Below are 10,428 nucleotides of genomic sequence, written 5' to 3'. Positions count from 1 at the left end.
GGCAGCGCAGCCCCTGCCGGCGCGTCCTGAATCGCCATATCCTCCGGGACGGCTCCCGCCGGGGTGACCGGCGGGGCGAGGTCGGTGGCCGATTCCTGCGCCGTCCCGTCAACCGGCTGGGGGCCGGCGTCTACCGTCGAGCGGCCGATCTCCTCGATGGAAAGACCGAGATCTTCGATGGAGAGCCCCACGTTTTCGATTGCCAGCCCCATATCCTCGCCGTCTGCGTTTTCCCGCTGATCGTCCATGGTTGTCTTTCTGACCGTCCCCTCAAGTTTAAGGTGCACATTTGTTTCATTCGGGATAGCGGCAAAAACATGCCACGGGGCCCGTGCGGGACTTTCACCGAGGCCTTCCGCAAACCGGTCGGCGCGTCCAACGCCGCCCATGGTCACCGAGGATCGGCTGGCCGCCGCATCATTTCGGGCCGCGCTTCCTGACCCCGAATAGCGCAATCACAGGGCTTCTTATCGGTTTTGGCTCGGGTCAACTTTAAGACCGAGGAAACAAAATTATACAGGTCCACACCTGCGGCCGAACCAGCGGCGGCACGCCCCGGCAGCGATGGCGGCCGCCAGCTTCAATGTCTGCCGCAAACCCCGAAAATGCCACCGACAAAGGCCCGCGCCTTATTATCGGCGAGGATTTTATGTTCGACCGCGGTCAGAATGCGTGTCACGTCCTGCTGCAGGCGCTGCACTTCGGAAACGGGGTGGTCGGCAACATCAGCGGCCTGCAGCCGTTGGCGGATATCGGCCATCAGGGCCCGGGTGGGGGATGCGCCCACGATGCGGGGCATTTCGCCAAGGGTATTGAGCACAAACTCGTTCAAGCTGCTGGTCAGAAAATCGTGGCCGGCCTCGAAGGTCTGAAAGCGCTTGAGGGTTTCCTTGACGGCCTGGATGTTGATCCCGGCCGGCTGATCGGGGTGGAAATTGCGAATCAGGCTCTTTTGCAGGGGCTGAAAACCGCGCTTCAAGTTTTCCATCACGGCCGCGACCCACTGCAGCCGCTCGGACCGATAGCGGTCCTGAACGCGACGCCAGTCCGGGTGCACCAGATGCCCGTTGAACTGCTCCAGCGCAGTGAACAGCCAGCGGCCGTGGGCCCCAAGCAGGCAGCGCTGAAAGCCGCCAAGGATGTCATTGTAGACCGCGATGACCCTTTCCTGGGCTGCCTCGCGGCGGGCGGCGCCTTCCGGCGCGCCTCCCGAGGAGAGGTCTTTTTCGATGACACCCGATGCCAGCAGCGAGTTGAGCACCTGGTAGACCACGAATTCCTCATAGCCGCTGACCGCCACCAGTTCCCGCACCGTTCGGCTGCCGTCCACCAGAGTCATGAAGCGCCATTCCAGGGTGTTGAAGGTGATCTGCCTCTGGTTGGGCGTCTTCTGGGAGATCCGGAAGACAATTCGGTCATTGGGGATCTGCTTTTTCAGGATCGACATTTCATCAATCCGCCGGGTGGCCTCCAGGATGATGGACATGATGTCCAGCGGCGTGACCATCAGCCCGTTGAGATTCAGCCGGGCATCGGTGTATTCGAAGCTGCCCTGGTCCCAGAAGAAGAGATTGAAGATGATGAACTCGGCCTGTTTGCGAATGACGGTTTTCAGCTGCTCCGATGAGATGAAGCCACGGCCCACCAGGATTTTACCCATGGCCAGTTTTTGGCTGCGCGCCTCGGACAGGCACTGTTGAAGCTGCTCGGCGGTTATCATTCCCTTGCTGATCAGAAGGTGCCCCAGGCGCTCCTCCTTCTGGGAACCCATGGCATAAATAATGGCCCCATCCTGGATGAAGATCCGGACCTCATTGTCATCGCTGACGACCCGCAGCACGCCGGTTTTCTTTTCATTGCTCAGCAGTTGAAGAATGCTGGCCAGGGACGAGGGATCGAAATCGCCTTTCAGATTCATGCAGACACAGACCTTGTTCGGTGTGGGGGGCCCTCGGCCGACGGCCGGAAGAACGGCAGGCCCCCAGCAGCGTCAACCCGGCCCGACTGGCTGCAGGCAGCCGTGCCGGAAGGCATCGATGAGATGGGCAGGTGGCGCCGGAAGGCTTTTTAAGCCACTGTAAACGCGGTACTTAAATCGACAGGGGGTGGGGATTTCTGAAGCGCTTTGCACGACTCACGGGGGGCCGCCCCTGAAAAGCCCCGGCCGCATCGCCTGCCTGCCGACTGAGGGGCCGGAACATAAAACGGGCCCGGAGGAATGATCCCTCCGGGCCCGCCGGGTTGGTACGTCGTTTGCCGCGGACAGTTAGAACAGCCCGCTGACCTTGCCGGTCGCCGGATCCACATCGACGCGGCGGAAGGCCGGGTTGGAGCCCGTGCCGGGCATCAGGCTGATGGTCCCGGCGCAGGGGCAGAGGAACTTGGCACCGGAGTAGATCAGCACGTCGCGGATAGGCAGCCTCCAGCCCTTGGGCACGCCCTTGACCACCGGGTCATGGGAGAGGCTCAGGTGGGTCTTGACCATCATGGTAGCGAAGTCCGCGTATTTGGGGTCGTTTTCGAGCATCTTGGCCTTGGCCTCGGCTTCGGGCGACCAGTCGACGCCGTCGGCGCCGTAGACTTCTTTGGCGATGGTCGCCACGCGGTCGCGCAGCTTCATCTCCAGGGGATAGAGGAAATCGAAGTTGTTGCCTTCCTCACAGGCATCGACGACCGCATCGGCAAATTCCAGCGCCCCTTCGCCGCCCTTTTCCCAGTGCTTGGACTCGGCGCAGCGGGCGCCGGCAGCCTCGGCGGCCTTGCGCACGATGGCGCATTCGGCATCCGTATCGGTGTAAAAGCGGTTGATGCAGACCACGGGGTTGATGCCGGCCTTGCGGATCACGCCGATCATGTGCACCATGTTCTCGACACCCTTTTCCACCAGCTCCAAATTTTCCTTGGTGTATTCTTCGGGCATGGCCTTGCCCGGGACGACCTTGGGCCCGCCGCCGTGCATCTTGAGGGCCCGGATGGTGCTGGTCAGAACCGAAACGTGCGGTTTGAGACCGGAGAAGCGGCACTTAACGTTCCAGAACTTCTCGAAGCCGATGTCGGCGGCAAAGCCGGACTCGGTCACGTGGTAGTCGAAGAGCTTCAGGCCGACGCGGTCGGCAATGATCGAGGACTGCCCGACGGCGATGTTGGCGAACGGGCCGGCGTGCACGAAGCAGGGCTGGTACTCGGCGGTGCACATCAGGGTGGGGTTGATGGTGTTGCGCATGAAGGCGGCCATGGCGTTGCCGACTTCCAGGTCGCCGGTGGTAACCGGTTTGCCGCTCTTGTCGAAGGCCACGGTGATGTTGTTGAGGCGCTCTTTGAGGTCGGCCAGATCCTTGGCGACGGCCAGAATGGCCATACACTCGGAGCCCACGGCGATGCCGAACTTGGACTGCATGGTGTATCCGTCGAACCGGCCGCCGAGGCCGATGACGATATTTCTCAGGGCCTGGGCGCAGAAGTCGATGATCCAGCCCATCTCCACCCGGGTGGGGTCGATGTCCAGGCGGCGCATGCCGGTCAGCCGGGCCAGCTGCTCGTCGTTGTAGTTGCGCTCGTGCTGCATGCGGGAGGTCAGGGCCACCATCGCCAGGTTGTGGGCGTTCATGATGTCGTTGATGTCGCCGGTGAGCCCCAGGGAAAACTCGGTCATGGGGATCAGCAGTGAGTTGCCGCCGCCGGCGGCCGTGCCCTTGACGTTCATCGTGGGACCGCCGGAGGGCTGACGCAGGGCACCGCCGACATTTTTGCCGCGCATGCCGAGGCCTTCCATCAGGCCGACGGAGGTGGTGCTCTTGCCTTCACCCAGCGGGGTCGGGGTAATGGCGGTGACCTCGATGTACTTGCCATCCGGTTTGGCTTTGAGGCGCTCGATGACCTTCAAAAAGTCGATTTTCGCCAGCCGTCCCATGGGCAGCATCTCGCTTTTGTCGAGACCGAGCTTTTCCTGCCAATCTTCCGGCGTCGGCATATTTTGTTCCGCTGCCTCAGAAATCTGCCAGTCAGCCATTTCTACCGCGTTATAAGCCATTGATCCATTCCTCCTTATGGTGAGTTAGGTGAGTCCGACGCCCCAAAGGGCACACGCCACTGGGCTTGCCCAAAGCCCAAAAACCGCGATTGTCACCGGGCGGGCGGCCTGCCGGCAAAAGCCGCCGGCTTACTGCCGGTATATGGGTTGGGCCGTGAAAACCGGCGTTAAAAAGAATCATCAGCAGGGTTCGGAAATTCCCGGATGGCTCAATGAACGGTTTGGGAATAATTAACCAAAGGCTCATATCATTAGCGGTGAGTTTTGGCAAGTCCTGAATTGAGGGGCCAACACTTGACTAGGCGGGTCCGCCAGCCCCGGCCATCCGCAGCCACGAGCCCTTCAGCCGAGGGCGCTTTCGGCCTGATTGAGCTGGAAGTAAAAGCCGGCCCGTCCCATAAGCTCCCGGTGGCTGCCGGACTCGATGATCCGGCCGTCCCGCAGAACGAGGATCCGGTCGGCGCTGCGGGCCGTGGTCAGCCGGTGGGCCACGACAATGGCGGTGCGGTTTTGCATCAGGTTGGCGAGAGCGCTCTGGATCTTCTCTTCGGTCTCGGAGTCCACGTACGAGGTGGCCTCATCCAGGATGATCAGCGACGGGTCGCGGGCCAAGGCTCTGGCGATGGAAATCAGCTGGCGCTGGCCGCTTGAAAGCGAGGCGCCGCCCTCAGAAAGGACGGTGTCAAGCCCCTGGGGCAGCCGCGCGACGATGCTGTCGCAGTGGGCCGCGGCGAGCACCGCGCGCACCTCTGCGGGGTTCAGGTCGCGGCGGTCCTGGAAAATATTGTAGCCCACGCTTTCGGAAAAAAGAAACGGGTCCTGCATGACCAGCGCCATGGCAGCCCGCAGCGACCCCGGCGGCAGATCGCGCACATCCGCGCCGTTGACCAGAATTCTGCCGGCAGTCGGGGTGTAGAAGCGCACGATCAGGTTGATCAGGGTGGTTTTGCCCGAACCGGTGGGCCCCACCACCGCCAGGGTTTGACCGGCCTCGAGGGCAAAAGAAATCTCCCGCAGAACCGGTTCGTTGGGTACGTAGCCGAAACTGACCCCCTCCATGGCCAGGGACCGGATCTGCAGCCGCGATGCCCGCGCCTTGGCCGGAGGGTCGGATCCGGCCGGGGCCTTAGCCGGGGGCACCTCGCCCTCGGGGTTGTCCAGAATCAGGAAGATGCGCTCCGCCGAGGCCATGGCATTTTGCAGGATGTTGAACTTGTCGGCGATATCGCGCATCGGCCGGAAAAACATCCGCAGGTAGTAAATGAAGGCCACCAGCGCCCCCAGGCTGACCTGCCCGCCCAGCACCCCCCTGCCCCCGTAGTAGATGACGGTCGCCACGGTCACCACCCCCAGAAACTCCACCAGCGGCAAAAAGACCGCCAAAACCTGGATCTGGCGCATGCCGGCGAGGTAATTTTCGTGGTTGAGGCGGGCGAAGCGTTCGAAATTGCGCCCCTGCTGGCCATAGAGCTGCACCACCTTGACGCCGCCGATGGTCTCGGCGAAGCGGGTGTTGATCTCCGCCACCTGGATTCGCAGGGTGCGAAAAACTTCCCGCGCCTGGCGCGCAAAGCGCCCGCCGGCGACCACCACCACGGGCAGGACCGCGAAGGTTGCCAGGGCCAGCTGCCAGTCGGTGGCCACCAGAACCGCCGCAATGCCCAGCAGCAGAAAGAGGTCTTTGAAGAAGAAGGCAACCACCGATGTGAAGAGCTCGTGCATGTTCTGCACGTCGTTGGTCACCCGGGTCACCAGACGCCCCACCGGGTTGCGGTTGAAAAATGCCACCGGCAGCCGCTGGATGTGGCGGAAAAGGCGCACCCGCAGACCGTGCATGGTCATCTGACCGGTATACTCCATGATGGTCTGCTGGAGAAAATCCAAGGCGAAGTTGAGGAGCACGATGGTCAGGAAAACCAGGCTCATCCAGCCCACCCCGCGCAGGTCGCCACGGCGCAGCGCCAGGCGCTCGGCCTGGTCCAGACGGGGCAGATCGCTGTAAGCGATCAGCACCGTGGGGCCTTCGGTCCTGAAAAAATCCGGATGGCGGGCCACCACGGCCGCCGCAGCAGCCTCCCGGGTGTCAACCGGCAGGTAACGTCCCATCATCCCGTCGGCCCCGGCAACTTCGACCGTGGGCACGATGTAGCGGTCGATGGTCATCTTGGTGATGTAGGGCAGGGACAACTCCATCAGGGTGATCAGGATTACCAGCCCGATCACGCCCGAGAGAAACAGCCGGTAGGGGCGGACAAAGGGGTAGAGCCGCCGCAGCAGCCGCAGGTCGTAGACCTTGTCGAGGCGGTCTTCCTCGAAATGGCCGAATTCGGATGGCATCTGCACCTCGCTTGCGTGTGGGCTGTGGGACTCAGGAACGGATCGGGTTGCCGGCGGCCCAGGCGTCCGGCGGGGCCTCTTTCGCCTGCGCCGGGGCGTATTCCTGCAGGCGGTAGGTGCGCGCATAGTACCCGCCCTGGTGCACCAGGGCGGCATGGCTGCCGCGGGCGGCAATGCGGCCGTCGGCCATGACGATGATCTGGTCGGCAAAACGCACCGCCGTCAGCCGGTGGGAAACCACCACCAGCGTGCGGCCACCGGCCAGCTGGCGCAGGGTATCCACGATCATTGCCCCGGTTTGCATGTCCACCTGGCTGATGGGGTCGTCCAGGATCATCACCGGCGCGGGCTTGAGCAGCGCCCGGGCCAGCGCGATGCGCTGTTTCTGACCCCCGGAGAGGATCACCCCGCGCTCCCCGACGCGGGTCTCCAGCCCGTTGGGCAGCCCGGCCACCGTTTCCGTCAGGGCGGCCGCCGCGAGCACCTGCTTAAGGCGCCGGTCGTCCACCGACGGATCGCCGAAGGTGATGTTCTCCCGCACGCTGCCGGCAAAAATGAAGGGTTCCTGGGCCATGAAGGAGACGTGGGCACGCAGCTCGGAAAGGCGCAGGTCGCGCACGTCGCGGCCATCCAGCCGCACTTGGCCGCTGCCGGCGTCATAGATCCGCGGGATCAGGCTGACCAGACTGGTCTTGCCGCTGCCCTGGGGCCCCACCACGCCCAGCACCTGGCCGGGGCGGATCCGCAGACCGATCTCCGTCAGAACCCGCTCCCCGGTTGGGCCATAGCCGAAGCCCACCTTTTCAAAGACGATCTCCCCCCGCACTTTGGGAAGCGGGCGGGGGTGCGGGTGCTCCCGGATGTCGGGGCGGGTTTCCAGGATCCTGGCGATTCGACCCAGAGAGGCGGCGCCGCGCTGGATCAGGTTGGTGACCCAGCCCATGGCCATCATCGGCCAGGTGAGCAGCCAGAGATAGCTGATGAAGGCCACGAAATCCCCAGGGGTGATGGTGCCGAGAATGGTCTGGCGCCCGCCCAGCACCAGCACGATCGCCAGACTGAGGTTGGTGAAAAGCGCCATCATGGGGAAAAAGGCACCGGTGATCCTCACCAGACGGATATTTTTGCGAATGTAGTCGCTGGAAATGGCCTCCAGCCGCAGCGCCTCGCTCTCCTCGCGGTTGCCGGCCTTGATGACCCGGATTCCAGCCAGGCGCTCGCGCACCGCCTCGGTCAGCTCGGAGAAGGCGGCCTGAACGGCCTGATAGCGGCGGTGCATCTTGCGGCTGAAGATGCGGGTGCCGAAAACGATGAAAGGTGCCGGGATCAAGACGAAAAGGGTCAGCCGCAGGTTGATGAAGGCCATGAAGCCGATGGCCGCAGTCCCCATCACTAGGGCGTCGTTGAGGGCCACCATGCCCATCCCGGTGGCCATTCGGACCTGCATGATGTCGTTGGTGGCATGGGCCATCAGATCGCCGGTGCGCACCCGGTCGAAGTACGCCGGCGAGAGGGTCTGCAGGTGGCCGAAGAGGGCGTTGCGCAGGCCCTCCTCCACCCGCCGCGAGGCGCCCAGCAGGCACTGCCGCCAGCCGTAACGGAAAACCCCGATGAGCAGCCCCATCGCCGCGATCAGGAGCGCATCGCTTAGCAGGCCGGAGGCGTCGATGCCCGCCAGGGTCAGGCCGTCCACCGCCCGTTTGACGATTCGGGGTATGAAAAGCTGCAGGAAATCGACGATGATCAGACACACGATCCCCAGCAGGATGACCAGACGGCGCTCGCGAAAGTAAGGCCGGATGAACTGCAGGGATTTCACGAAAAGCAAACCTTTCGCCCGTCATGCGGGACTTGGGGGTTTTACGGCACAAAGCCGAAAGCGCCTTCAAGGTAAGAACCCGGCAGCGGGGAATCAAGCCGCCGCGATGGCCCGGCGCCCTCCACCCGCCCCCACCACCCCTGCGGCCGGGGAGGCCGGGGGCCGTTTGCCGGGTAAGCTTGCGCGTTGACTTTGAACGGGCCCATTGCTATGATTCAAAACTATGGAACCATCGAATGTGGTTGAATATATTGACCGCCAGAAAATCATGTGCGCCGTCATTCTGGAGGTCAAAAACGAGCGACTGCGCCTGCTGACCGAAAACAACCGCGAGATCAAACTCTCCGCCAGCCGGCTGTCGCACAGCTGCGGCCAGCGGGTTGATCTCGCCATGGGCCGCGATCACGTGATCCAGACTTTGAAGGAAATCGGCAGCCGACGCAGGTCGCTGATGCATCGGGTCAATATCCGCGAACTCTGGGAAATCCTCAACAGCGAGGAAGAGTGGATCGACCTGGAAACCATGGCCGCGTTCTGCTTCAACGGCGACACCACCGGTGACCACGAGTCCGCCGTGATACGGGCCTTCTTCGAGAACCGGATCTACTTCAAGTTCAGTCACGACCGCTTCTACCCCAACTCCGAGGACCAGGTGGCACGCCTCCAGGCCCAGGCCGCGGAGGCCGGCCGCCGCAACCGGCTGATCGATCGGGGCGGTGGCTGGCTGCGCCAGGCGCTGGCCTCCGGCACCGGCCGTGAGGCGATGGAGGACCCGGTGGTGGCCGAAACCCTGGGCATCCTGCAGTCCTTCACCCTTTTCGGAAAAGACAGCGACCAGTATGAACTCGCCAAGGCGATCGTGCAGCGGGCGGAGGCCAACCTGGAAAAATCCCTTTTCCCGCTTTTCGTCCAGCTGGGAATATGGGAGGAAAACGAAAACCTCGATCTCCTGCGCCTGGATGTGCCGCTGGAATTCTCCGCGGAATGCCTGCGCTGGAGCGAGCGGCTGCGCTCCGCTCCGCCGCCGTTTACAGGCGCCCCCGTGCGCCGCGACCTGACCCACCTGCCGCTGCTGACCATCGACGGGCAGGCCACCCTGGACTACGACGACGCCCTGAGCCTCGAAGATTTGGGGGACCGTTACCGCCTCGGGATTCACATTGCCGACGTGGGCCACTATGTCAAACGCGACGACCCCATCGACCGCGAAGCCGCAGCCCGCGGCAGCTCGATTTACACCGCCGACCGCAAGATCCCCATGATCCCGCCGGATCTGGCGGAAGGACTGTGCAGCCTGCGGGCCGGTGAACTGCGCCCGGCAATCAGCGTGATGGCCACCCTCAGCCGCAGCGGCGACCTGCTGGATTACGAAATTTTCGCCAGCACAGTGGCCGTCAGCCGACAGCTTTCCTATTACGAAGCCAACCTGATGGTCGATGCCGATCCCGCCATCGGCACCCTGGTGTTCCTGGCCGAGGCCTTCCGCCGCAAACGGCTGGAAAACGGGGCGCTGCAGATTACCCTGCCGGAGATCAACATCTGGTTGGACGAAAGTGGTGAGATCACCCTCAGCCGGATCAACCGCGAAAGCCCCTCGCGCATGATGGTGGCCGAGCTGATGATCATGGGCAACTGGCTGATGGCCGATTTTTTGCGGCGCCACAAATGCCCCGCGGTCTTCCGCGCCCAGGCCGAGCCCCGGGAGCGGCTCTACCGCCAGAACGAGGGCACCCTCTTTCAGAATTGGATGCAGCGCAAGCAGATCAGCCGCTTCATGCTGGGCTGCGAGCCGGAGAGCCACAGCGGCCTCGGGCTGGACGCTTACGTCACCGCCACCTCCCCGATCCGCAAGTATTTCGACATGATCACCCAGCGCCAGCTCAGGGCCCTGCTGGGGCTGGACAGCGCCTACGACCGCGATCAGGTGGCCACTATCCTGGCCCACCTGGAAACCCCGATGCGCACCGTATCCCGCGTCCAGTACCAGCGCCAGCGCTACTGGACGTTGAAGTACCTCGAGAAGAAAATCGGCCAGAAAACCGAGGCCATCGTCCTGCAGAAACGCCGCAACGGCTATCTGGCGCTGATCACCGAATACATGCTGGAGTGCCAGCTACCGCTGTCGATCGGGATTGACCTCAAACCGGAGGATCTGGTACAGGTGACCATCCAGTACGTCAATGCCCGCAGCGATGTGCTGTCGGTTTTTATCGGATAGCCCCGCCCGCAGGGCGTCACCCGG

The 10,428-nt window shown here is 63.2% G+C and carries 6 protein-coding genes; 1 reads left to right on the top strand and 5 read right to left on the bottom strand.

All coding sequences use genetic code 11. From position 1 onward, the window contains the following. From LJE63_09145 to LJE63_09125, 5 genes are all read right to left on the bottom strand, one after another. Positions 1 to 248 (bottom strand): hypothetical protein (locus LJE63_09145; protein MCG6906780.1); only part of this gene is annotated, 248 nt, incomplete at its 3' end. A 332-nt stretch (positions 249 to 580) separates the two neighbouring features. Continuing rightward, positions 581 to 1,918, bottom strand: coding sequence for a DUF4388 domain-containing protein (locus tag LJE63_09140; protein MCG6906779.1), 1,338 nt, complete (start codon positions 1,916 to 1,918; stop codon positions 581 to 583). A gap of 348 nt (positions 1,919 to 2,266) precedes the next feature. Continuing rightward, on the bottom strand, positions 2,267 to 4,030 hold the full coding sequence (locus LJE63_09135; protein MCG6906778.1) for a formate--tetrahydrofolate ligase: 1,764 nt from the start codon (positions 4,028 to 4,030) through the stop codon (positions 2,267 to 2,269). Positions 4,031 to 4,372: 342 nt separating this feature from the next. After that, complete coding sequence (locus LJE63_09130) at positions 4,373 to 6,367, bottom strand: ABC transporter ATP-binding protein/permease (GenBank protein ID MCG6906777.1); 1,995 nt, start codon at positions 6,365 to 6,367, stop codon at positions 4,373 to 4,375. A 31-nt stretch (positions 6,368 to 6,398) separates the two neighbouring features. Continuing rightward, positions 6,399 to 8,186 carry an ABC transporter ATP-binding protein/permease gene (locus tag LJE63_09125; protein MCG6906776.1) on the bottom strand — a complete coding sequence of 596 codons (1,788 nt, stop codon included), beginning with the start codon at positions 8,184 to 8,186 and terminating at the stop codon, positions 6,399 to 6,401. Positions 8,187 to 8,424: 238 nt separating this feature from the next. On the opposite strand from LJE63_09125, the gene LJE63_09120 reads away from it, so the two are divergent. Next, positions 8,425 to 10,404, top strand: a complete 1,980-nt coding sequence (locus LJE63_09120; protein MCG6906775.1) for an RNB domain-containing ribonuclease — start codon at positions 8,425 to 8,427, stop codon at positions 10,402 to 10,404. Positions 10,405 to 10,428 lie beyond the last annotated feature (24 nt).

The sequence above is a fragment of the Desulfobacteraceae bacterium genome (assembly GCA_022340425.1).
Classification (GTDB): Bacteria; Desulfobacterota; Desulfobacteria; order Desulfobacterales; family JAABRJ01; genus JAABRJ01.
This window is presented reverse-complemented; position numbering and strand designations above follow the sequence as displayed.

Coding starts and splice junctions, on each gene's coding strand:
- LJE63_09140 (MCG6906779.1), bottom strand. CDS start 1,918: ATGAATCTGAAAGGCGATTTCGATCCCTCGTCCCTGGCCAGCATTCTT.
- LJE63_09135 (MCG6906778.1), bottom strand. CDS start 4,030: ATGGCTTATAACGCGGTAGAAATGGCTGACTGGCAGATTTCTGAGGCA.
- LJE63_09130 (MCG6906777.1), bottom strand. CDS start 6,367: ATGCCATCCGAATTCGGCCATTTCGAGGAAGACCGCCTCGACAAGGTC.